The sequence below is a fragment of the Sulfitobacter brevis genome, from assembly GCF_900112755.1.
In the GTDB taxonomy this organism is placed as follows: Bacteria; Pseudomonadota; Alphaproteobacteria; order Rhodobacterales; family Rhodobacteraceae; genus Sulfitobacter; species Sulfitobacter brevis.
This window is the reverse complement of sequence record NZ_FOMW01000006.1, coordinates 184,484-206,197: the sequence shown is the minus strand read 5'-3', so window position 1 is coordinate 206,197 and position 21,714 is coordinate 184,484. Positions and strand designations below refer to the sequence as shown.

The window sequence follows — 21,714 nt, the reverse complement described above, 5'->3', positions numbered from 1 at the left end:
AGGGCAATATAGACGCTCCTAAGTGAATAGAAAGTGACCATGCCCCAGATCCATCAGACCGCGCCCGACTTTACCCTCCCCGTCACCGGCGGGGGCGAGGTTCACCTCGCTGGTTTGCGCGGCAGTATTGTGGTGCTTTTTTTCTATCCGCGTGACGATACGCCGGGCTGCACCAAAGAAGGCATCGGCTTTTCCGAGCAGCTTGAGGCGTTTGAGACCGCAGGCGCCAAGGTCTTTGGCATATCTCGCGATACGATGGAAAAGCATGACCGATTTGCTGCCAAGCATGCGCTAACAGTGCCGCTGCTGTCGGATAGCGAGGGCACGGTGACCGAGGATTACGGCGTTTGGGTCGAGAAAAACCTCTACGGCAAAAAGTCGATGGGGATCGAGCGTGCGACCTTCCTGATTGGCCCGCGCGGTGACGTCGTGCGGATTTGGCGCAAGGTGAAAGTGGACGGGCACGTCGATGAGGTACTGGAAGCGGTACGCGCGCTGTGATTGCGCTTGCCCAAATGGCCGAAGCGGTTTTGCGCACGGCAGAAGGTCGCGAAAAAACTGCCCTGTCACGCGGGTTTGCCGCTGAATGGCAGGCCGCACGCGCGACGGGTGAGACGCCAGAAATTGGCCGCGCTGATCCGCCGCTACATCCGGCACGGCCCGCGAAGCCCGAGTTGCTTAGCCCGCGTGAAGTGCCGCGTCGCAAGCCCGGCACGCCAGAGGGGCGCATCGCGCTGCTGCACGCGGTCGCACATATCGAATTGAACGCCGTCGACCTGCATTGGGATATCATCGCGCGGTTTTGCGATGTGAAACTGCCGATGGGGTTTTATGACGACTGGGTGAAAGCTGCGGATGAAGAATCCAAACATTTCAATCTGATGAGCGATTGTCTTGAAGCGGCGGGCAGCCATTACGGGGCGCTGGCAGCCCATGCTGGCATGTGGCGCGCCGCCGAGGATACCGCAGATGATCTGATGGGCCGGCTTGCCGTGGTGCCGATGGTGCTGGAGGCCCGTGGCCTCGATGTGACCCCCGGCATGATCGAGGTTTTCAAACGCGCCAAGGACACCGGCGCGGTGGCTGCCTTGGAGACGATCTACGCCGAGGAAGTTGCCCATGTTGCCTATGGCAGCAAGTGGTTTCACTTTTTGTGCGGGCGTTTTGACGAAGACCCCAAGGAGCGTTTTCATACCTTAGTGCGCAAGTATTTCCACGGCGATCTCAAGCCGCCCTTCAACGAGGAAAAGCGTGCAGAAGCAGGGATTCCTCCCGATTTTTACTGGCCGTTGACCGCCGAAGGATCAACGTAATCCGGCAAGGTCTTGGTATCGGCGGATATTTGCCCAATGGTCACAAACCGGCTGAATGCCGCAGCGTGATAGGTCAACAGGGTTGCCCGATGAGGGTTCAGTGGCTAAGGACAATGCAAATGCAGATATGCCAAAGGGGAGTTTGGCCGGTCTGACGGGACGGAAGAAGGAAAAAATCACGTGCGTACAAGGCTCGCTATCAAAGTACATTCCTTGCTGGAATCGTACTTTCCAGAACGACGCGTATTCCTGAAATCTGACAACGATACCCGATTCATCCGGTTGCGGGCCGGCACACAGCTTATCGCCTTTGCGGGTTGTACCGCTTTGGTTTCATGGTCAATTGTCGCCACGGCGATCATTTTGATGGACAGTATCGGCTCGGGCAATTTCCGCGAGCAGGCCAAACGTGATCAGCGTACCTATCAGGCGCGGTTGAACGATTTGTCCTCGCAACGCGATGGCCGCGCCGAAGAAGCGCTGGCTGCACAAGAACGCTTTAACGCCGCACTGAAGCAGATTTCGGTGATGCAATCGGAGCTGCTCGAATCAGAGACACGCCGCCGCGAGCTGGAAACAGGGATCGACGTGATCCAGACCACTCTGCGCAGCACCATGAAAGACCGCGAAACCGCGCGCAACAAGTTGGCCGCCATTCAAGAGAGCGGCGACAACGGGGCCGGTGCGGTTCAGACCAGCACCAGCAATGTGCCAATCGACTTTCTGTCTGCCGCTTTGGCGCGCACCGCCGAAGAGCGTGATCAGGTGGTGCTTGATGCACAGGATGCGCTGCTGCAAGCCGACGAGCTGACCCAGAAAATTGCCCTGATGCGCGACCAGAACGACGCGATATTTCGCCAGCTTGAAGAAGCGATGACCGTCTCGGTTGCGCCGCTCGACAAGATGTTCCGCAATGCAGGCATGCCGACCGACCGTATTCTGGCCACCGTAAAGCGCGGTTATTCCGGCCAAGGCGGCCCGATGACGCCGCTGAGCTTTACCACCCGTGGCGAAGACCCTACCGCAGATACGCTGCGCGCCAACCGTCTGCTGGGCCAGATGGACAAGTTGAACCTCTACCGGATCGCCGCGCAAAAAGCGCCCTTCGCGAATCCGGTCAAGAATTCCTTCCGTTTCACCAGTCAGTTCGGTTATCGCCGCGACCCTAAAACCGGTGGTCGCCGGATGCACTCGGGCGTCGATTTCGCCGCCGGTATGGGCACCCCGCTCTACGCGACGGCAGACGGTGTTGTGGTGCACTCTGGCTGGCAGTCAGGATATGGGCGTCTGGTCAAGATCCAGCATGATTTCGGCATCGAGACACGATATGCCCATATGTCGAAGCTGCGCGTAAAAGTTGGACAAAGAGTCTCGCGCGGACAGCACATTGGTGATATGGGAGCCTCAGGACGGGTGACCGGTGTCCACCTCCACTATGAAGTCCGCGTTGGCGGGAATGCTGTTAACCCCATGATCTATATCAAGGCTGCAAACGATGTTTTCTAAGAGCAAAATCAACGATCCCGCCCCTAATAAGGATGCTGATGCGTCCAAGCCGGCTGTGCCACAGGCCCAGCCACAAAGCGGTGGATCATCTGCGCCAAAGCCCAATGAATTCAAGGCCAGCGCGCCGAAGGCCAAGCCGCCTGCATCGGTCCTCTCGGCTGATCTGCATGTGACCGGCAACATGAAAACAACCGGTGACATTCAGGTCGAGGGCACTGTCGAAGGCGACATTCGTGCTCACCTGCTGACCATCGGTGAGACCGCGACCATCAAAGGCGAAGTTATTGCCGATGACGTGGTGATTAATGGCCGTATCGTCGGTCGTGTCCGTGGTCTCAAGGTCCGCCTAACTTCGACTGCGCGGGTCGAGGGTGACATCATCCACAAGACCATCGCCATCGAATCCGGTGCGCATTTCGAAGGCTCTGTACAGCGCCAGGACGATCCGCTTAACCCAGGCGCTAAATCCGCCCCTGCGCAGAAGCCGAATCCCGCCTCCTGAGGCATAGCGCCCCTGCCCCACAGCAGAATGATTTTAAAAGGCGTCGCAATGTTCTGCGGCGCCTTTTGCTTTGGCGGGCCATTTTACGGCGCTCAACGCACCTGCCACATCGCTGCATAAAAAAGGGCGCCCCCGTAGGGACGCCCTTAATCTGTAATTTACCAAGCGCAGATTATTCGGTGACGGTAACTTTTGTCATCACATCGGGTTCGCCGACGATGGCGCCGTTGGGTCCTGTGCCGCGCTTGATCGCGTCAACGATATCCTGCCCGTCAGTGACTTTGCCAACCACAGTATACTCGCCGTTCAGGAAGTGACCTGCGTCGAACATAATGAAGAACTGGCTGTTGGCGCTGTCAGGGCTCTGGCTGCGCGCCATGCCGATGACACCCTTGTCAAAGGGGATGTCCGAAAACTCGGCCGGAACGTCCGGCATGTCGGAGCCGCCCATGCCAGCTTTGCTGGTGTCGTCGCCCTGCTTGCCGAACTGTACGTCGCCGGTCTGGGCCATGAAGCCGTCAATCACGCGGTGGAATACGACGCCATTATAGGCACCGGCCTCGGCCAGTTCGGTGATGCGTGCCACATGCTGGGGCGCCACGTCTTCGAGCAGGTCGATGGTGATCGTGCCGTTGGCTTCGCCCGCAACCTCGATCTGAAGACCGGAGGCTGCTGCGGCTGTACCGAAAAGAGCGGCGACGAGGCCGCTTGCCACGAGATTACGCATCTGCGGCCACCTTAACGCTGATCATCCGGTCAGGACTCGCTGGTGGCTCGCCACGGGTCAGCGCATCGACATGTTCCATCCCCGACACGACCTGACCGTAAACGGTGTATTGACCGTTCAGGAAATCATTGTCTTTGAAGTTGATGAAGAACTGGCTGTTGGCACTATCGGGATTGGCCGAACGGGCCGCACCGATGGAACCGCGTGCATGGGGCACTTTGGAGAATTCGGCAGGTACATTGCCGAGGTTCGACCCGCCTGTGCCCGCGCGGCCCAGGTTAAAGTCGTTTTCCATATTGCCATGTTCCACATCACCGGTCTGGGCCATAAAACCTTCGATTACGCGGTGGAAAGCGACGTTGTCGTATTTGCCAGCGCGTGCCAGTTCTTTCATCCGCGCCACGTGCTTGGGTGCCAGATCGGGCAGCAGTTGGATTGTGACGGTGCCGCCTTTCAATTCCATCAGAATTGTATTTTCGGGGTCTTTGATTTCGGCCATGCCGATCTCCTCATAAAATTTGGTTGCGAGATACCTAGGCGGGTTCAACGCATTTGCCAAGCGCATGCATTGACGTGGCCGCCCAGAACGGCAAAACACAGCGCAATGAATTGAACTGGCGGAGCATTCGAGATGGGTTGGAAAACACTGGACGACATGGACCTTGCGGGAAAACGTGTCTTGTTGCGGGTCGACATCAATGTGCCGGTTGAAAACGGCCGCGTCACCGATACCACGCGGATCGAGCGGATTGTGCCCACGGTGAATGACATCCTGGCCCGCGGCGGCAAGCCTATCCTGCTGGCGCACTTCGGACGACCGAAAGGCAAGGTGAACCTCGATATGAGCCTTGATCAGGTGGTGCCGGCCCTGCGCAAAGCTTTGGGGCGTGACGTCGTATTGGTACAAACGCTGGAGAACGCGACCACCCTCACCGAAGAAGCAACTGCTGCCGAAGTGCTCTTGCTGGAGAACATCCGCTTTCATCCCGGTGAAGAAGCCAATGACGAAGCTTTCGCCCGCCGTTTGGCCGCACTGGGTGATATTTATTGCAACGATGCATTTTCTGCCGCGCACCGCGCCCATGCATCGACCGAAGCCTTGGCGCGGATGATGCCCGCCTGTGCTGGCCGGTTGATGCAAGCCGAGTTGAGCGCGCTGGAAGCCGCCCTCGCCCGCCCTGAGCGCCCTGTTGGGGCAGTGGTCGGCGGGGCCAAGGTTTCGACCAAGATCGAGTTGCTGGAGAACTTGGTGAACCGGTTGGACTTGTTGGTGATTGGCGGCGGAATGGCGAATACCTTCCTTGCAGCGCTTGGGGCGGATTTGGGGAAATCCTTGATGGAGCCTGACTATTTCGAGACCGCAAAAGATATCATGGCACAGGCCGACCGCGCTGGATGCCGGGTTTTGTTGCCAGTGGATGGGTTGGTGGCCCGCGAGTTTGCGGAAAACGCAGATCATGTCGTTGTGCAACTTGGGCCGGATACCAAACTGGCTGCCGACCAGATGGTCCTGGACGCAGGTCCCGATAGCATCGCCGTGCTAGAAAGTGCGTTTAAAGGATTGAAAACCTTGATCTGGAACGGCCCGATGGGTGCCTTCGAGATTGCGCCATTTGATACTGCAACAGTTGCCGCCGCGCGCTGTGCCGCAGACCTGACCCGCAACGGCAGCCTGATCTCGGTCGCAGGCGGGGGGGACACCGTCGCCGCACTCAACAAAGCGGGCGCTGCGGATGATTTTACCTATATCTCCACGGCAGGCGGTGCCTTTCTGGAATGGATGGAGGGCAAAATCTTGCCCGGCGTCGCCGCGCTGGAAGGTCAACCGGCCTGAAGCAACCGCGTCGCGTTAGCGCGGCGCGGCTGCAACGGTTGTTGATCCCGACCGAATCAAGGGATTCCCAAGTGAAATCAGCTGTGTCATAGTCACGCTTACGTCCACCAAGAGACGCATTGAGGCCCGAGATCATGAACCGCGTAGTACGCCCCGCCTTTGGCACCCTGTTGTTTTTCGCCATCGCTTTTGCGTTGAGCCTGTATTTCACCTTTGCCGCTGTGCAGGGAGATTTCGGCCTGTTTCGGCGTGCCGAAATCGTTGGAGAAAGTCAGGACCTACGCGTTCAGCTTGCCGCTGTGCGTGCAGACGTGAAGCGGATGGAAAACCTGACACATCGTTTGTCGGACGATTACCTCGACCTTGATCTACTTGATGAACGGGCACGCCGCGTATTGGGCATGGTCCGTTCCGACGAGATCGTGATCCGCTAATCTTCTGCTCCGCCAATTCGGCAATTTTCGACCCTAATGGCGGTGGGTCGCGAAACCCTCTACCCATCCTCTCCCGAATGCGATAAAAGATAGTTTAACGCTAAACTATCTGCGCAATTGATATGCGCGCCTGCATTTGAGCTGACGGAGGATATGCCCATGGCGGCTAAAAAACCCACCAAGAAACCCAATGTCTCGGCGGAGGAGTTGAAGGCTTATTACCGCGATATGCTGTTGATCCGGCGGTTTGAAGAAAAGGCCGGCCAGCTTTATGGCATGGGTTTGATCGGGGGGTTCTGTCACCTCTATATCGGGCAAGAGGCTGTTGTTGTCGGCCTTGAGGCCGCCGCCGAAGAGGGCGACAAGCGCATCACCTCCTACCGTGATCACGGCCATATGCTGGCCTGTGGCATGGACCCGAACGGCGTCATGGCCGAATTGACGGGCCGCGAGGGCGGATATTCCAAAGGCAAAGGCGGCTCCATGCATATGTTCTCGAAAGAGAAACATTTCTATGGTGGGCATGGCATCGTTGCAGCACAGGTACCATTGGGTGCGGGGCTGGCGTTCTCGGACAAGTACAAAGATAACGGGCGCGTCACCTTTGCCTATTTTGGCGACGGCGCGGCCAACCAAGGTCAAGTTTACGAGGCCTTCAACATGGCCGCTCTGTGGAAACTGCCCTGTATTTTCGTGATCGAGAACAACCAGTACGCGATGGGTACATCGCAGCAACGCTCGACCTCCTCGGCAGAGATTTATGAGCGCGGCAAGGCCTTTGGCATCCCCGGTGAAGCTGTTGACGGCATGGATGTGCTAGCGGTGAAGGAAGCGGGCGAAAAGGCCGTGGCCCACGCCCGCAAGGACGGCCCCTATATCCTCGAGATTAAGACCTACCGCTATCGTGGCCACTCCATGTCCGACCCCGCCAAGTACCGGACCCGCGAGGAAGTGCAGAAAATGCGCGATGAGCGCGACCCGATCGAAGCGGTGCGCAGCCTGCTGTTGCAAGGCAATCACGCAACCGAAGATGACCTGAAGGCCATCGACAAGGAGATTAAAAAAGTCGTGAACGAAAGCGCCGAATTCGCCAAGGACAGCCCCGAGCCGCATCTCGACGAGCTTTGGACCGACATCTATGCAACCGAAGTTCCGCAGGAGGCTTGACCCATGGCGATTGAAATTTTGATGCCCGCCCTGAGCCCGACGATGGAAGAAGGCACATTGGCGAAATGGCTGGTCAAGGAAGGCGACACTGTCTCCTCTGGCGATATTCTGGCCGAGATCGAAACCGACAAGGCGACGATGGAATTCGAAGCCGTCGATGAAGGCACGATCGGAAAGATCCTGATCGCAGAAGGCAGCGAAGGTGTGAAAGTAAACACCCCCATCGCCGTCTTGCTCGAAGAAGGCGACAGCGCGGACGACATGAACACATCGGCTCCCGCCAAGGCGGAAAGCAAGGATCAGGCTGCGTCGGACGACGCCAAGGCGCCGGCGGCCCAAGGTCATAGTCAGCCCAAGCCCGCCGCCCCTGCCGATGCCACCCCCGACTGGCCCGAAGGCACCACGCTGAAGCAGCAGACCGTCCGCGAAGCATTGCGGGACGGAATGGCCGAAGAAATGCGCCGCGACGAGAATGTGTTCCTGATGGGCGAAGAGGTTGCCGAGTATCAGGGTGCCTATAAGATTTCCCAAGGGTTGCTGGACGAGTTCGGCGCCAAGCGGGTGATCGACACGCCAATCACCGAACACGGCTTTGCCGGCATCGGTGTCGGCGCGGCCTTTGGCGGCTTGCGCCCGATTGTCGAGTTCATGACCTTCAACTTCGCCATGCAGGCGATGGACCAGATCATCAACTCGGCGGCCAAGACGCTTTATATGTCGGGTGGCCAGATGGGCGCACCGATGGTATTCCGTGGTCCCAACGGTGCCGCGGCTCGTGTTGGCGCGCAACACTCTCAGGACTACGCTGCATGGTTCATGCAAATCCCCGGTTTAAAGGTGGCGATGCCCTATTCGGCGAGCGACTACAAAGGCCTGATGAAAACCGCGATCCGCGACCCTAATCCGGTTATCTTCCTTGAGAACGAAATCCTCTATGGCCGCAGTTTCGATGTGCCTGATATGGATGATTACACTGTTCCCTTCGGCAAGGCGAGGATCTGGCGTGAAGGTTCTGATGTGACCATCGTCAGCTTTGGCATCGGGATGTCCTATGCTCTCGAAGCGGCTGACAAGCTGGCCGAGGAAGGGATTGAAGCGGAGGTTATCGACCTGCGTACCCTGCGCCCGATGGACACTGAAAGCATCCTACGGTCGGTGAAGAAAACCAACCGCTGTGTTACCGTGGAAGAAGGCTGGCCGCAGGGCTCTGTCGGCAGCTATATCTCTTCGGTGATCATGCAGGAGGCCTTTGATTATCTGGATGCGCCGGTGATTAACTGCACGGGCAAAGACGTACCGATGCCCTATGCGGCAAACCTTGAGAAACACGCATTGGTCACCACCAACGAGGTGATCGAAGCTGTGAAAAAAGTAACCTACAAGTAAAGGAGCGGCAGATGCCCATAGAAATCCTCATGCCCGCCCTTTCGCCTACGATGGAAGAAGGCACGCTGGCAAAATGGCTGGTCAAGGAAGGCGATACCGTCTCCTCTGGCGATGTGATGTGCGAGATCGAAACCGACAAGGCGACGATGGAGTTCGAAGCCGTGGACGAAGGTGTTATCGGCAAAATTCTGATTGCAGATGGCACCGAAGGGGTGGCCGTTAACACCCCCATTGCGATGTTGCTGGAAGAAGGCGAAAGCGCTGACGATATCGGCAAGTCCCCCTCCAAACAGGATGCTAAGCCGAAAGAAGCCGACGCAGCCCCCAAGGCTGATGCCCCTGCCCAAGCCGAAAGCAGCGCGACAAAAGCGTCTGCTGCGCCCCAGAAAGACGGGGAGCGTATCTTTGCAACCCCCCTCGCACGGCGGATCGCAGCAGATAAAGGACTGGACCTGAGCCGGATCAAAGGCAGTGGTCCGCATGGTCGTATCGTTAAAGCAGATGTCGAAAACGCCAAGGCTGATGCCCCGATGCCCGCCGGCGCTGGCGCCCGACCAGCTGCCCCGACTACGCCAACGCCTGTTTCGGCCGATGCTGTCATAAAAATGTATCAAGGCCGCGAGTTTGAAGAGGTCAAGCTCGACGGGATGCGCAAAACGATTGCCGCGCGTCTGACCGAGGCGAAGCAGTCGATCCCGCATTTCTACCTGCGCCGCGACATTCAACTCGATGCGTTGATGTCCTTCCGTGCAGACCTGAACAAACAGCTTGAGCATCGCGGCGTGAAGCTCAGCGTGAACGATTTCATTATCAAAGCCTGCGCCTTGGCCCTCCAGCAAGTGCCGGACGCCAATTCGGTCTGGGCAGGGGATCGCACGCTGAAACTCAAGCCCTCGGATGTGGCCGTCGCCGTGGCCATTGAAGGCGGTCTGTTCACGCCTGTGCTGAAGGATGCGGAGACCAAATCACTCTCCACTCTCTCGGCGGAGATGAAAGACCTCGCTGCCCGCGCGCGGGACCGCAAACTTGCCCCGCATGAATATCAAGGCGGCAGCTTTGCAATCTCCAACCTCGGAATGTTTGGCATCGATAACTTCGACGCGGTCATCAACCCACCACACGGGGCGATCCTTGCGGTTGGCGCTGGCGTCAAGAAACCGATTGTCGGAAAAGACGGTGAGTTGGGCGTCGCGACGGTAATGTCCGTGACCCTCTCGGTCGATCACCGTGTTATCGATGGCGCACTCGGCGCGCAATTGCTGAACGCGATCAAGGACAATCTGGAAAACCCAATGGCAATGCTCGCCTGATTTCAGTTGGCCAATAAACTCTCGGGAGTGTGAGGGCTGACAGCTCTCACTAAGCCCCGCAGGGGGCGCAAAACAAAAAAAGCCGGGGACATTCCCCGGCTTTTAAACATTTCTCGACATTTTCGTGGTTACTTCTGTTCCCATGGCCCAAGCATGTGGTTCATCGAAACGGAAGGTTGCTCACAACCCGCTTCTCCAACAATCCGCGCAGGAATGCCCGCAACTGTCTTACAGGGCGGCACTTCTTCCAGCACGACCGAACCTGCAGCGATACGGCTGCAATGACCAATTTTAATATTGCCCAGCACCTTCGCCCCCGCGCCGATCAAGACGCCGTCACCGATCTTCGGATGACGGTCCTCTTCCTCTTTGCCGGTACCGCCGAGCGTCACAGAATGCAGCATTGACACATTGTCGCCAACCACTGCAGTTTCGCCGATCACGATGGAATGTGCGTGGTCGATCATGATGCCCTTGCCGATTTTCGCAGCTGGATGGATATCTACGCCAAAAATCTCACTCACGCGCATCTGCACGAAATAGGCCAGATCACGCTTTCCGCGCATCCAAAGGTGGTGCCCGACGCGGTACGCCTGCACCGCCTGATAGCCTTTAAAATACAGGATCGGCTGCAGCAAGCGGTGGCAAGCAGGGTCGCGTTCGTAAACGGCGACCAAATCGGCACGCGCGGCTTCAATTAACGCTGGTTCGGCCGCATAGGCCTCATCGACTATTTCGCGCACCACAACCATGGACATCTCGTTGGATGCCAGCTTGGCCGCGATGCGGTAGGAAAGCGCTTTCTCGACCGATTTATGGTGCAGGATACAGGCATGAACAAAGCCGCCAATCAGCGGTTCGTCCTTGACGGCCTGCTGTGCCTCACGTTGGATCTGATCCCAGACGGGATCAACATTCGCGATATTTCTGCGCGGCTCGAGCATGATGAGCATCCTTTAAACGGTTTGGTATAACGTCTTGCAGCATCTGCGGCTTAAACGCAAACCCGAGATACCTGTATACTAAAATTGGGTCCGCGCAGAAAAGTTACAAGGGGAAATCAAAATGCGTCGTTAACACCTTGAGGCAATCGCGACAATCAGCAAGCTGGATCGTAGGCACATTTACCTGCTTGTAAGCACGTGCCGCTGCCCGCAACGTACCGTTCCCCCACTTTGGATGTGCCTTGCCCAATCGACGCGTATAACGGTCGGCCCAGTCCGCGTCGCAAAGCAAAAGCCCGCAGAGCCTGTCACGCTCTGCGGGGGGGACGCTGGCCAAGGTCGCAACCACAGCAACCAGATCACTATGGTAAACTTTACGCACTAATGGTGATCCGATTTTCAAGGCCCGCACCATAAGAGGCTGATATTTGCGCCACTGATATCTCGAACGGCACTGTTACCTCGTCTGCGGACTGCTGGGCGGACGTGTAATTCCATTGCGGACTTGCTATGATCGCCTCCCGCAAAATCGTTGCTCCCTGCATCACTCTGACCAGATAGCTTTCGCTCTCTTCGCCAAGCGGGACATCCGGCCCCTCCCAACTATCACCTTCGATTCGGGTGCGCCTGACCCAGTTAATTCCAAGGTCCGTGCCAAACGATCCCGACACCTGCAGATGGCACGGTGAGTAGGGCCGCAACCCATTGCCTGCAAACGCTTCCGCGAGATATCGATAGGACGGATCACTTGGACCCCGCCGCGCGGGACCAATCCTGAAATGCTGCACTACCTGTCGCAGGCTCGGGCTCATCTCAATTTGCGACGGCGCACCGTTCAACAGTACAAACGTTGATCCAGCCGGCCATGTTTCGGGAATAAGACCATCCGACCCAGCCTGCCCGCGCAGACGATCACTCAGCCAATAGGTGCCCTCTGCCACCAGCTCTGCATGGCTGAATTGGAAGACTTCCCAATTGCCCGAGCTGCCGTCCCCGATAGCAGCCACATTTGCCCCGCCGAGCAACGCCTCTTCCGATACGCTCTCCAATTGGCCGGAGATCAACTTAACCTCTAGCACATCGCCTCGATCAACCAAGCCGGAGCGGGCGGCAAACATCGCGTTTTGCGTCTGACCAATCGTCGCACGCCGAGGCAGAATGCTGTTTAGAGTATAATTTGAATCGCTGGTGGACTGATACAACGCCACAGACCCCGGCCAAGGATGTGCAGCCGCTGCGATATAGGGCGCATGGGGCACCTCATCGCCGCGCAGCAACGGAAGGTCTAGAAACTGCGGCACGACGGGGACCGGTGCAACGAAGGGTCGCAATGCCGCCAGTTCATCATCCAAAAATGCCAGATCATAGACCTCGGGCTCGATCCGGACCGCGTCAATAACCTGCAGATCAGAGTGCTCAACCCGATCGATGCGATACCTGGCGGGCCCTTCACCGCCCTGAGCCGGCAGTTCGATCACGTCGCCAGCACCGAGCCCCAGTTGGGACGGAGGCAAAGCCAATCGAACGCTTTCACGCGCCACACGGGATTCGATCAGCCAACGCTCCGCGACTTGCCGGCCCTCCGACCGGGTCATCACCATGTTCAACTCCGAGGCTGAAACCGCGTGCGTAGCCTCATCTGCCAGAACCGCTTCTTCCGCGATTGTGGCAAAATCTCCATCCGCTTGCACAAAGGCCAACCGGACGCGACCGGAAATCTCCGCCTCGGCCTCGCGCAGTTGCTCAACTGTTCCCTCAAGCGCGTCGCTGATCGCTAAAAAATCGGGATCAAGGGCTACGGGTTCGACCCCGTCCCGCTGCCTGAATTGCAGCATACCGTCCCGCTCTATCGCGTCAAATCCGTAGCGCAGCAGCAACGGTTGTAAAGACCCGCGTGCCGCTGCAACTTGCTCAACGGCATAACCGCGCACGAGCCCGTAAAGCCCTTCCGTGCTATAGCTTTCCAAACCGGCGTCGCGGCAAATTTCCCCGACAACTGAAGCCAAGGTTCGGGACGATACCCGCCCATTCAACCAGTGCCCACGGGCATAGCTTTTGCCATCACTCCACAGCTCTTGGTTGTTTGGGAAAAACGGATAGGACCGTACGTCCCAAGCCCATGCGAACGCCCGCCCCATATCCAGCATCCGGCCCTCGTATTCAGGCGACACAGGATTATGGTCTGGGTCTTCCCAGTAGCTCATGAACGCACGCAAGTATTGCGCCTGCATCAGGTCGTCCTGCGCCCCATTCGAGTAACGCGGCAAATTGCTTTCTGAACTTTTCAGATCAAGGAATTTATTTGGCTGGTTGGTACCTTTGTTAATAGCGGCGCAGCCAAACTCGGTGAACCAGACGGGTTTCGACATTGGCACCCAAACGGTCGGTGCCGCCTGCCTTACACCGTCTATACGGTCGTGATGGGCGTTTCCCCACCAGTTCCGAATGTCCTTATATCGATAAACCCATGGCTCATCGTGGGCGCCATCGGTGATCGGAGTGCGGATCTGCGCCTCGCGCGCTTCCGGTGAATGGTAGTACCAGTCGTAGCCTTCGCCCCCTTCGATATTGCCTTGCAGATAATCGAGATCATAAATCGACTTTACCTCGCGCCCGTCCAGATGCCCGTCTTCGTCTCGCCAGTCGGACACTGGCATATAGTTGTCGATGCCGATAAAATCGATGTTCGGGTCAGCCCACAGCGGATCGAGATGAAAATAACGGTCCCCACTGCCGTCTTGCGGCTGATAGCCGGAATACTCTGACCAGTCAGCGGCGTATCCGATCTTGGTCTGGACTCCTAACAGGGCGCGAACTTCGCCCGCGAGAGCCTGAAAATGCAGGACGCTCACAAACTGGCCGCCCGCCCCACGAATTTGGGTGAGCCCGCGCATCTCCGAGCTGATACAAAAAGCCTCGACCCCCCCAGCCGCCGCACAAAGTGCCGCGTTATGGAGAATGAATCGCGATAAGGTCCATTCGTCGGGCCCGCTGTAAGTGACAGTTTCGCCCGTGATCGAAAAATCCGACGCTGTTACCGTCCCGAAAAATGCAGCAACTTCCGCCTCCGCAGCAAGCAACCCGTCGGGACTGGCCGCACGCCCGGGTGCGATCGAAAGCGTTACCCGTCCCCGCCACGGCAGTTGAGGTTGGGTTTCAGCATCGCTGTAGGGATCGGGCAATGCATTGCCGGACAGTTGATCCATCAGAATGAACGGATAAAACATGACTGCCTTGCCAGCGTCCCGCATGGCGCGGACCGCTTCGACAACAGATGCATCAGTCGGCGTGCCGCCGTATACAGGCCGGTCGTTGTCTTGTGCGATTACCTGCGCCGCACCACGGCTCAGCCCCGAAACGCGCCAAGGCATGTTCTCGCCTTCAATTACCGCACTTTCGACCTTAGGGCGTATCCGGCACTCCCCGCACCGCAGATCATCGCCAAACCAAGAGACGACAAGGCTTGCGGCCTCCAGATTTGGCAGTTCTTCGTCGAAACTTTCCAACGACACGGCGAAATCGGTTTTTGCTGCTGGTGTGTTGATGTTGGCGCTCCACCGGGCGCCCGGCCCCTCTTGGTAGTTCACCGGCGTCGTGGCCAACCCATACTCGCCAGTCCCAGGTATCAATGCGACGCCCCGCAGTCCAAATACGGGCGCAGCTGCCGCCTCTGGAGCGCTGCGTTGTTCGGGGCGCAGCACCTCGAAGGAAAACTGCGGCACGCGGTTACCGTAGGCCGACAACGGCAAATCTTCCAAAACCACATAAGCCGTTCCGCGGTAGGCTGGCACCTTGCCAACCCCCTCAACTGCCTCCATAGCCGGATCAGCGATTTGCTCGGCGCTTCCCGTATAGACCCGCATATTCAGGTCATCTGCGGCAACTTCCTCACCATCCGCCCAGACCCTGCCAACCCGTGTGATTTCCCCTTCACACAGCGCAATAGCAAGGCTGACCGTATAGCTATATTCCGTCGTCTTTGGTGTTGGCGGACTGCCCTTACCGCCACCCGAAACTGTTGACGATTCCTGAAAATCGGAGGCCCAGATGACCTGCCCGCCCAAGCGCACGCGTCCGTAAGCGCGCGCAATTGCAGACCCTTCACCAGAGCGCGTCAACCGGAACCGGTCCACGTTACCGGTCTCTACAGCTTGCCCACCCTGCCCCAGCAACCGCTGATCTAGAACTCGCCCCAATGTCGCCCCGACAGCTCGACCGATTGCAACCGACGACAATCCGGCAAGTGTTCCGCCTACCGATCCGCCAATCGCCGCTCCAGCCGATGAAAGAAGTATCGTCGCCATCAGGTCGTCTCCTCTGGAAATTCAAATCTTGCAACAATCCGGCGCTGCCACGGCCTGCTCAGCGGGCTCTCCACAACGCCATGTCGCGCATAAGCATGAATAAAGCTGCCCTGCTGACCGGTTTCTGCCTGCAAGCCCAGATGCTTCGCCACACACCCCTGCCGCATCCTAAACAGCAGCACGTCTCCCATCGCCTCAAGCTCCAAGGGCTTGGAAATGAGGTGCCGCAAAGAGGCGTGCCAAAGACGCTCTTCCGCCTGCGTTTCTGACCAATCCAATGAATAGGCCGGCACGGCTTCGGGTTCGGCGTCAAACAATTCACGCCAAACCCCGCGCACCAGACCAAGGCAGTCACTACCCGCCCCGCGCCGCGCACTTTGGTGCACATATGGCGTTCCTATCCACCGGCGCGCAATCGCTATGATCCGTGCTCCCTGATCACTCATCGGCGCGATCCACCGCTGTTGGCCGAGCTTGATCGCGGCACAGACATCACCCAATCCTCCGCAGGCAAATCTGGAAATCCCTGAAAGTTTACGAGATTGTTGAACTTCAAACGGCAAGTCTCGAGCCGCTTGTCGCATCCGGCAATCAATCTAATTGGTGTATCTGCCTCCAAGGAGCCCCGTATCGGCTCCCAAAGCTCAATGACACGCTCGCCGCTCCGGGTCTGATCATTCTTGATCACACTCCACAGCCCTTTAGCCGGACCGGCCAAGACCTCCATCCGCCCGCGCGCGAACCAACCTTCGTCAAACCCCAAGAAGTCGGTCCAGCGAAACTCCTGCCCGCGCGTATGGGACGCCACGGTCAAATCATGGCTATACCCGTCCGTCTCCACGGCAAACCGACATGTCTTGTCGCCCAACACGGCTGTGCAGGGCTTCTGATATACCCGCCCCAACGGCCGGTTTAGCGCCTCGGTCAACCCGCGCAATTCAGCGCGAAATGCTCCGTCAACGCGGTGCAGCTCCCCAATCGTCCCGCGAAACTGGAGCCAACGCATGCTCGGGTCCGACCAGTTCACCAACCAAGCCTGCACCGCCGCGCTATCAAACCGCCCCTGCTCAATCTCGTCCTCACGGATTGATGCATCGCTGAGCGCCCCATTGTCTCGGTATCGTCCACAGAAAGACCCGTAGACTGCGCGATCGCCCGTGCGCTCAGCCCGCTGTCCGCGCGAAATGTAATCCCGTCAAATTCCAACGGCAGGTCATGATCAGTAAAGGCATGGATAACACCATCACGCCTTGTGATCAGCCACGCACGGCAAAGCGTGGTAATGCCGCCCGCAAGGTGTGCGTTCAACGTTTCATTAAATTCCGCCATCAGACACGCACCTCGATCACCGGCACATCAGGCACCTGCCCTGCCTGAAAACTCGCGACCGAAGTCAGGATGCGGTCTGTGTCAAACCGGACAGGCACATCGAATTCAAAGCCAGCCAGTATTTCAATTTGCGGATCTGGCGGATGGGCAAAGACGATCACCCCGCGGGTCACATCTACCTCGTACTCCACCCCTTCGCGCAGCTCGTCTTGCTCTACCCCGACCCGGACGGAGCCCTTAACCAGCTTCGAGATCGGCCGCGCATAGCTTTGTTCACCGGAGCGATAGAGCTTCACGATCTGGAACTCGGACGTCGCTCCGTCACCATAGCCGATACTCTGATCGTCAAACGCTACCTCCGCCGAGGCCGCACAGGATTTATAGTCGGCCCAATCTTTCCAACGAAAGCCGTGCATCTGTCCCATCCGAGCTTCAAAGAATCCGATCAGCCGTTGTAGATCGTCAATAGACCGCATTCCCAGACCAGCGTCATATACACGCCGTGAATGGGCCCAAGGCGTGTTACGTTCCTCATGACCATTCGCGAGCGTGACAACGTCTGTGCGGCGCTGCGGCCCCCCCAGCGCGCCAAAGCTCAGACTAGCGGGAAACCTAATTTCATGAAATGCCACTGATCCTGCTCCTGTTTATCTGTTGCGATTGCCGCTGCTCAGCGCGCGGCTCATTTGGGCCGCGATCTGGCTTTGGCTGCGTTGGAAACCTTGCACATCCGGCGTGGTGATATTCATGACAACAGTCGTCCCGCCGCCTCCCGCGCCGCGCACACCCAGCTTGCCATCACTGCCCCGCGCCAGTGGCATGATTGCCTCCGGACCGGCTTCTCCCATTACCCCTATGCCGCCCCGCATCGGGAACGGCGTCGCACCGCTGACCACGCCGCCATTTGCAAACGGCATTACACGGCCTTGCGAGAATGCCGCCCCGTTCGCAAATGGCAAAATGCCTTGCACCGCCGATCCAACCCCCTGCGCCACTAACCCGCCAAAGTGATCTGTCACCGGCCGGATCGCCGCGTTATAGGTCGTGTTCACCATAGTCTCCGCCACCGTGCGCAGCGCATCCGATAGCTTCAGCCCGTCGAACACCACGCCGTCAAAAGCCTTGCGCAGCCCCCTGCCCAACCCTTTTTCAAGTGCTGCCGCATCCTTGCCGGTCTCCGCCAGCGACGCCCGCATACGGCGCAATTCGCTGTCAAACCCGGATACCAATGTGCTTGTACCCGCCAAGGTAACGTTCAGCCCCTCAGCAGCACCCTCCAAGCTTTCAAAATCCTCAAAATCCATCATTCTCCCCTTTCAACTTGTCCGGATAGGCCGCCATCAAAGCCGACAACCCATCGCTCAGCAGCGGCGCTGACGCCTTGGAGGTACCCAACATCAAATTCAATTCAGCCGGTGTCAGCGCCCAAAACTCATCCGGGCGCAGGCCAAACCCTTTGATCCCTGCCCGCATCAGCGCTGGCCAATCAAGCCTGCCTGTCTGCGTCACTCCGGCACCACAAAGGCACGCGCCAACAACTCTGCCGCTGCCCGCGCCGCTGCCATGGGGCCCCCTTCGATCTCGGCATGAAGCAAGGCCCCCTCTGCAAGCTTTGATCCCCCGCCGCGCAGCCCTGCGCTCAAAAGCGCCAGAACATCGCGGCTGGAGAATTTGTTGCTCTCGAACCGCTCGACCAAAGCGATAAGCGATCCTTCACAGAGCTTTTCCTCCAGCTCTGCCAACGCCCCCAAGGTCAAGCGCGCCAGATGGCGCTGCCCGTCAACGACAATCGCCACCTCTCCGCGCCAAGCATTTGCCATGCTCAAACCGCCACTGCCGGCTCGAACACCAGCGCACCGGCCGACAGCAGGCTCAGCTCAAACGTCGCCTCGCCATTCAGTGACCCACCATACTCCAGCGCCGTCACCTGAAATGGCCCTTCCACTGTCCCGAAATCGGGGATGATAATCTGGAAATCCGGTGTCTGGCCCTCAAAGAACAGCTGGCGCGCCCGCTCGTCGGTTCCCGCGTCGCGAAACACTCCCGAACCGCTGATCGCGGCCGAGCGCACGCCCGCGCCCGCCAGCAACTCGCGCCAGCCTCCTGCAGACTCGAGCGATGTGACATCCACCGCCTCAGCGTTAAAACTCACCCGCGTTGCCCGCAAACCTGCGATCGTTTCAAACTGTCCGTCGCTCGTCATGTCCACTTTGACCAAAAGGTCCTTACCCGCTTGTACTGCCATCTTGTCTCTCCTGATTTATCTGTCGAAAAATTGGACACTGCTCAGTCGTCTTGAACCCGTGCCCGAAACCGCAATTCGATCTTGCGCAAACTTGCGCTTTCGATCCGTTTGGCACTGGCGCGGTCAAAGCGCAGCGACACCAGCTTGCCCCGGCTCAACGCCAAATCGGCATTTTGCAATGCGTCACTAACGGCCCCTGCCACCGCTTTCGCTCCTGCAAATCCAGCGACGGTGGTGAAGACGGAAACAGTGAACAAATGCACTGCCCCGTCACCACTGCCATCCGATGCATCACGCACCGTCTCGCCGCCCAACTGGACGTAGGTGTCGGGAACCGTGCCTGCGGGCATCGCATCATAGATCGCATCGCCCACCAACGCTGCCAGCGGCGCGTCCGCACTCAAGTGATTAAACACGGTTGCCTGCAAAGGCCCTGAAAGCGCAAAACTCATGTCGCAAACTCCTCATGTGCAAAGCAAATTAAATACCGCGCATCCGTGTCTTGCTCTGTCACAGCTTCAATGTTGAAAACCCGCACGCCTATCCGAAACCGCTGTTGCGGCGCGGGGCGGGCAGCACTGCCCTCCGGCGCTGCACGGACCGTGATTTTGTACCCCATTCGGCTGACAGCTACGCCGCCTGTTGCGGTTTCCCGCCCCGACCGTGGCGCTACTTGCGCCCATAGCGTGCCAAGAGCAGCCCAAGTCTCGCTAAACCCACCCGCCCCATCACTCGCAAAGATGGGTGCCTCCAGAACAAGCGCGCGGTTTAGCCTCGGCGCTGTCATTGACCCGCCCCCATGCCCAATCGCAGTATCTTATACCGCTCGATCATGCTGCTGACGCCAAATGGCATGCAGCCCGCACTCAGGCCGGTGTCGTCGCGGTACTCGTAAAAATGCGCTGCCAGCATCAGAACCGCCTGCTGCAAATCACTCGGCAATCCGTCCCAGGCGGCGCTGTATCCGGCATCGAATGCAATCAACACCGCCCCCGCCGTCGGTACCTGCGGCAAACACGCCCTCGCGGCGCGAACCTTGGGATGCTGGCTGTCGCGCTCCAGCCAATAGGTCGCTTCCGCAACATCAGTCTGCACGCCATCCCGCGCCACCAGTGCCACACGGGTCACCTCGGTGACCGGCGCAACAGGCAGTGGCTGCGCCTCAGCATCACGCCAGAATGTCAGCGACAGGCTAAAGCTGCGTTGCATCAAAACCTTTCCGGTGCGGGCTTCGATGGCAGACATCGCAGCCCGCAGAAAAGAACGCAGCACTGGCTCCTGCACTGTATCCTGACCAAAGCCACTGCCCAACCGCAGATGCGCCTTGAACGCCTCCACCGGCAATGCGTCGTCAGCGACAGTAGTTTCTTCGATCAGCATCATCAGATGTCTCCAGATTTCATCTCCCCGCCCGCATTCAGGTCACGGACGCGCGGCCCCCACTGCATTGCTCGGTCGGAGGGGAGCAGCTAGACAATGCAATTCACGGGGGCGCGCGCCCGGACCGGGGCCAGATCGCCCCAGCCCCGGCTTCGGCACTGGCTTACGCCAGGCCGAATTTCAGCAACTTAATCGCGGCAAAATCGCTCACGTCACCGCCGACCCGCTTGGTCGCATAGAACAGCACGTGCGGCTTGGCGCTGAACGGATCGCGCAGAATGCGCAGATCAGGTCGCTCTGCCACGGTATAGCCCGCCGCGAAGTCGCCAAAAGCGATGGCGACAGCATCTGTCGTCACATCAGGCATGTCTTCTGCCACCAGCACCGGATATCCCATGAGGCGCGCAGGCTCGCCTGCTGCCATCCCGTCAGACCACAGGAACCGGCCATCCAGATCCTTGAGCTTGCGCACCCGGCCGGCCGTCTTGGAGTTCATGATGAACGAGCCATTTGCACGGTACTGCGCGCCCAGCGCATAGATCAGATCGACAACCGCATCGGGCGTCAAATCTCCGTCTACACCGGTCGGCACATATCCCAGCGCATCCCAAGCCCAGCTGTCATTATGCACCTGCGTGTGGGTGAGAAAGCCGGTTGGCTTGTCGACACCGTCGCCATTGATAAAGGCCGCCGCCTCCGCCCGGGCAAACTTGTCGGCAATACGTCCGGCCAACCAGCCCTCAATGTCAAACGCGGCATCGTCCAGCAAACGTTGGGATGCTTTCGGCAAGGCACTCAACTCATGCAACGGTATGGTGATCCGGTCGATTTGCGGCGTGCCCGTCTCAGAGGTCGGCCCCGCTTCTGTCGCCCATCCAGCACCGATGTCAGTGTAGTCCACCAGCACATCATAGGACGTCGATTCTACCTGCACGACCGAGGCGATCGCACGCACCGAAGCCGTTGCCTTCAGTACAGACTTCACCCGCTCGGCGGTCTGCGGGTCTACCAGATATCCGCCATCCGAATTGACCGCCGAGGATAGCGACTTGCTCTCCATCTCCAGCCCCCGAAAGCCGTCGTCATCGCCATTGCGTACATAGGCGTTAAATGCCTTCTGATGCGGCGCGGCGTAGTCTGTGGCGCCGACCAAAGGTGTGCGCGCAGGCAGTGTCATCTTGCGATCCAACATGGTCATTCGCTCTTCCGTTTGTTGCAATTTGGTATCCATCTCAGCCTGAAAGCCCTTGAGATCAGTGGCAAACCCCGTCACCGCCCGCCGAACCTCCTCTACCGGAGAAATCTCACTTTCCCGTTCCTCGGTCTTGCCCAT

Annotated in this window: 24 protein-coding genes and 1 pseudogene; 9 read left to right on the top strand and 16 right to left on the bottom strand. The window is 58.5% G+C overall.

Translation table 11 applies throughout. The annotated features are described in order from the left end of the window. Positions 1-39 precede the first annotated feature (39 nt). From BM174_RS10275 to BM174_RS10260, 4 genes are all read left to right on the top strand, one after another. A complete protein-coding gene (locus tag BM174_RS10275) occupies positions 40-501 on the top strand; it encodes a peroxiredoxin (protein ID WP_093923761.1) in 462 nt (153 codons plus the stop codon). After that, a complete protein-coding gene (locus tag BM174_RS10270) occupies positions 498-1,313 on the top strand; it encodes a ferritin-like domain-containing protein (protein WP_093923760.1) in 816 nt (271 codons plus the stop codon). Before BM174_RS10275 ends, BM174_RS10270 begins: the two co-directional genes overlap by 4 nt. A gap of 180 nt (positions 1,314-1,493) precedes the next feature. After that, positions 1,494-2,819 (top strand): M23 family metallopeptidase, encoded by a 1,326-nt coding sequence (locus BM174_RS10265; protein WP_093923759.1) that lies wholly within the window; start codon positions 1,494-1,496, stop codon positions 2,817-2,819. Beyond that, positions 2,809-3,321, top strand: coding sequence for a bactofilin family protein (locus tag BM174_RS10260; RefSeq protein ID WP_093923758.1), 513 nt, complete (start codon positions 2,809-2,811; stop codon positions 3,319-3,321). Before BM174_RS10265 ends, BM174_RS10260 begins: the two co-directional genes overlap by 11 nt. A 172-nt stretch (positions 3,322-3,493) precedes the next feature. On the opposite strand, the gene BM174_RS10255 is transcribed toward BM174_RS10260, so the two are convergent. Together BM174_RS10255 and BM174_RS10250 are read right to left on the bottom strand one after the other, a co-directional pair. Next, positions 3,494-4,048 carry a peptidylprolyl isomerase gene (locus BM174_RS10255; protein ID WP_093923757.1) on the bottom strand — a complete coding sequence of 185 codons (555 nt, stop codon included), beginning with the start codon at positions 4,046-4,048 and terminating at the stop codon, positions 3,494-3,496. Then, the gene (locus tag BM174_RS10250) at positions 4,041-4,547 is read right to left on the bottom strand and encodes a peptidylprolyl isomerase (RefSeq protein WP_093923756.1); all 507 of its coding nucleotides are present in this window, start codon (positions 4,545-4,547) and stop codon (positions 4,041-4,043) included. Before BM174_RS10250 ends, BM174_RS10255 begins: the two co-directional genes overlap by 8 nt. 132 nt (positions 4,548-4,679) lie before the next feature. Between BM174_RS10250 and BM174_RS10245 the strand changes: the two genes are divergently transcribed. The 5 genes from BM174_RS10245 to BM174_RS10225 all read left to right on the top strand — a co-directional run bounded on the left by BM174_RS10245 (position 4,680) and on the right by BM174_RS10225 (position 10,179). Then, positions 4,680-5,882, top strand: a complete 1,203-nt coding sequence (locus tag BM174_RS10245) for a phosphoglycerate kinase (protein WP_093923755.1) — start codon at positions 4,680-4,682, stop codon at positions 5,880-5,882. Between the two features lie 134 nt (positions 5,883-6,016). Next, entirely contained in the window at positions 6,017-6,316 is a 300-nt protein-coding gene (locus BM174_RS10240) for an FtsB family cell division protein (protein ID WP_093923754.1), read from the top strand. A 159-nt stretch (positions 6,317-6,475) separates the two neighbouring features. Then, positions 6,476-7,483, top strand: coding sequence for a pyruvate dehydrogenase (acetyl-transferring) E1 component subunit alpha (pdhA, locus tag BM174_RS10235; RefSeq protein ID WP_093923753.1), 1,008 nt, complete (start codon positions 6,476-6,478; stop codon positions 7,481-7,483). Positions 7,484-7,486: 3 nt separating this feature from the next. Beyond that, positions 7,487-8,869 carry a pyruvate dehydrogenase complex E1 component subunit beta gene (locus tag BM174_RS10230; protein WP_093923752.1) on the top strand — a complete coding sequence of 461 codons (1,383 nt, stop codon included), beginning with the start codon at positions 7,487-7,489 and terminating at the stop codon, positions 8,867-8,869. A gap of 11 nt (positions 8,870-8,880) precedes the next feature. Further along, positions 8,881-10,179 carry a pyruvate dehydrogenase complex dihydrolipoamide acetyltransferase gene (locus tag BM174_RS10225; RefSeq protein ID WP_093923751.1) on the top strand — a complete coding sequence of 433 codons (1,299 nt, stop codon included), beginning with the start codon at positions 8,881-8,883 and terminating at the stop codon, positions 10,177-10,179. Between the two features lie 128 nt (positions 10,180-10,307). On the opposite strand, the gene cysE is transcribed toward BM174_RS10225, so the two are convergent. The 14 genes and pseudogenes from cysE to BM174_RS10155 form a co-directional block, all read right to left on the bottom strand. Further along, the gene (gene cysE, locus BM174_RS10220; RefSeq protein WP_093923750.1) at positions 10,308-11,123 is read right to left on the bottom strand and encodes a serine O-acetyltransferase; all 816 of its coding nucleotides are present in this window, start codon (positions 11,121-11,123) and stop codon (positions 10,308-10,310) included. Between the two features lie 103 nt (positions 11,124-11,226). Continuing rightward, the gene (locus tag BM174_RS10215; RefSeq protein ID WP_093923749.1) at positions 11,227-11,505 is read right to left on the bottom strand and encodes a DUF7742 family protein; all 279 of its coding nucleotides are present in this window, start codon (positions 11,503-11,505) and stop codon (positions 11,227-11,229) included. Beyond that, a complete protein-coding gene (locus tag BM174_RS10210; protein ID WP_093923748.1) occupies positions 11,498-15,427 on the bottom strand; it encodes a baseplate multidomain protein megatron in 3,930 nt (1,309 codons plus the stop codon). The genes BM174_RS10215 and BM174_RS10210 overlap by 8 nt, the downstream gene beginning before the upstream one ends. Then, the gene (locus BM174_RS10205; protein ID WP_093923747.1) at positions 15,427-15,873 is read right to left on the bottom strand and encodes an NlpC/P60 family protein; all 447 of its coding nucleotides are present in this window, start codon (positions 15,871-15,873) and stop codon (positions 15,427-15,429) included. The genes BM174_RS10210 and BM174_RS10205 overlap by 1 nt, the downstream gene beginning before the upstream one ends. Further along, positions 15,870-16,756, bottom strand: a pseudogene (locus BM174_RS10200) (DUF2163 domain-containing protein). The gene BM174_RS10205 and the pseudogene BM174_RS10200 overlap by 4 nt, the downstream one beginning before the upstream one ends. Beyond that, complete coding sequence (locus tag BM174_RS10195) at positions 16,756-17,388, bottom strand: DUF2460 domain-containing protein (RefSeq protein WP_093923746.1); 633 nt, start codon at positions 17,386-17,388, stop codon at positions 16,756-16,758. Before BM174_RS10195 ends, BM174_RS10200 begins: the two are co-directional and overlap by 1 nt. A gap of 15 nt (positions 17,389-17,403) precedes the next feature. After that, on the bottom strand, positions 17,404-18,063 hold the full coding sequence (locus BM174_RS10190; protein ID WP_093923745.1) for a phage tail tape measure protein: 660 nt from the start codon (positions 18,061-18,063) through the stop codon (positions 17,404-17,406). Then, entirely contained in the window at positions 18,050-18,265 is a 216-nt protein-coding gene (locus BM174_RS10185) for a rcc01693 family protein (RefSeq protein ID WP_281244851.1), read from the bottom strand. The genes BM174_RS10190 and BM174_RS10185 overlap by 14 nt, the downstream gene beginning before the upstream one ends. After that, positions 18,262-18,576: a gene transfer agent family protein gene (locus BM174_RS10180; RefSeq protein WP_093923743.1), complete on the bottom strand. Its 315-nt coding sequence runs from the start codon at positions 18,574-18,576 to the stop codon at positions 18,262-18,264. Before BM174_RS10180 ends, BM174_RS10185 begins: the two co-directional genes overlap by 4 nt. 2 nt (positions 18,577-18,578) lie before the next feature. Then, positions 18,579-19,001 carry a phage major tail protein, TP901-1 family gene (locus BM174_RS10175; RefSeq protein WP_093923742.1) on the bottom strand — a complete coding sequence of 141 codons (423 nt, stop codon included), beginning with the start codon at positions 18,999-19,001 and terminating at the stop codon, positions 18,579-18,581. A 41-nt stretch (positions 19,002-19,042) separates the two neighbouring features. Beyond that, positions 19,043-19,453: a DUF3168 domain-containing protein gene (locus BM174_RS10170; protein WP_093923741.1), complete on the bottom strand. Its 411-nt coding sequence runs from the start codon at positions 19,451-19,453 to the stop codon at positions 19,043-19,045. After that, complete coding sequence (locus tag BM174_RS10165) at positions 19,450-19,788, bottom strand: head-tail adaptor protein (RefSeq protein WP_093923740.1); 339 nt, start codon at positions 19,786-19,788, stop codon at positions 19,450-19,452. Before BM174_RS10165 ends, BM174_RS10170 begins: the two co-directional genes overlap by 4 nt. Further along, on the bottom strand, positions 19,785-20,384 hold the full coding sequence (locus BM174_RS10160; RefSeq protein WP_093923739.1) for a head-tail connector protein: 600 nt from the start codon (positions 20,382-20,384) through the stop codon (positions 19,785-19,787). Before BM174_RS10160 ends, BM174_RS10165 begins: the two co-directional genes overlap by 4 nt. 160 nt (positions 20,385-20,544) lie before the next feature. After that, positions 20,545-21,714: a phage major capsid protein gene (locus BM174_RS10155; protein WP_093923845.1), complete on the bottom strand. Its 1,170-nt coding sequence runs from the start codon at positions 21,712-21,714 to the stop codon at positions 20,545-20,547.

Excerpts from the sequence above, each read along its gene's own strand:
- BM174_RS10240 (WP_093923754.1), top strand. The coding sequence starts at position 6,017 with ATGAACCGCGTAGTACGCCCCGCCTTTGGCACCCTGTTGTTTTTCGCC.
- BM174_RS10245 (WP_093923755.1), top strand. The coding sequence starts at position 4,680 with ATGGGTTGGAAAACACTGGACGACATGGACCTTGCGGGAAAACGTGTC.
- BM174_RS10225 (WP_093923751.1), top strand. The coding sequence starts at position 8,881 with ATGCCCATAGAAATCCTCATGCCCGCCCTTTCGCCTACGATGGAAGAA.
- BM174_RS10230 (WP_093923752.1), top strand. The coding sequence starts at position 7,487 with ATGGCGATTGAAATTTTGATGCCCGCCCTGAGCCCGACGATGGAAGAA.
- BM174_RS10175 (WP_093923742.1), bottom strand. The coding sequence starts at position 19,001 with ATGGCAGTACAAGCGGGTAAGGACCTTTTGGTCAAAGTGGACATGACG.
- BM174_RS10260 (WP_093923758.1), top strand. The coding sequence starts at position 2,809 with ATGTTTTCTAAGAGCAAAATCAACGATCCCGCCCCTAATAAGGATGCT.
- BM174_RS10155 (WP_093923845.1), bottom strand. The coding sequence starts at position 21,714 with ATGGGCAAGACCGAGGAACGGGAAAGTGAGATTTCTCCGGTAGAGGAG.
- pdhA (WP_093923753.1), top strand. The coding sequence starts at position 6,476 with ATGGCGGCTAAAAAACCCACCAAGAAACCCAATGTCTCGGCGGAGGAG.
- BM174_RS10210 (WP_093923748.1), bottom strand. The coding sequence starts at position 15,427 with ATGGCGACGATACTTCTTTCATCGGCTGGAGCGGCGATTGGCGGATCG.
- BM174_RS10255 (WP_093923757.1), bottom strand. The coding sequence starts at position 4,048 with ATGCGTAATCTCGTGGCAAGCGGCCTCGTCGCCGCTCTTTTCGGTACA.
- BM174_RS10275 (WP_093923761.1), top strand. The coding sequence starts at position 40 with ATGCCCCAGATCCATCAGACCGCGCCCGACTTTACCCTCCCCGTCACC.
- BM174_RS10250 (WP_093923756.1), bottom strand. The coding sequence starts at position 4,547 with ATGGCCGAAATCAAAGACCCCGAAAATACAATTCTGATGGAATTGAAA.
- BM174_RS10165 (WP_093923740.1), bottom strand. The coding sequence starts at position 19,788 with ATGACAGCGCCGAGGCTAAACCGCGCGCTTGTTCTGGAGGCACCCATC.
- BM174_RS10205 (WP_093923747.1), bottom strand. The coding sequence starts at position 15,873 with ATGAGTGATCAGGGAGCACGGATCATAGCGATTGCGCGCCGGTGGATA.
- BM174_RS10160 (WP_093923739.1), bottom strand. The coding sequence starts at position 20,384 with ATGATGCTGATCGAAGAAACTACTGTCGCTGACGACGCATTGCCGGTG.
- BM174_RS10180 (WP_093923743.1), bottom strand. The coding sequence starts at position 18,576 with ATGGCAAATGCTTGGCGCGGAGAGGTGGCGATTGTCGTTGACGGGCAG.
- BM174_RS10190 (WP_093923745.1), bottom strand. The coding sequence starts at position 18,063 with ATGATGGATTTTGAGGATTTTGAAAGCTTGGAGGGTGCTGCTGAGGGG.
- BM174_RS10170 (WP_093923741.1), bottom strand. The coding sequence starts at position 19,453 with ATGAGTTTTGCGCTTTCAGGGCCTTTGCAGGCAACCGTGTTTAATCAC.
- cysE (WP_093923750.1), bottom strand. The coding sequence starts at position 11,123 with ATGCTCGAGCCGCGCAGAAATATCGCGAATGTTGATCCCGTCTGGGAT.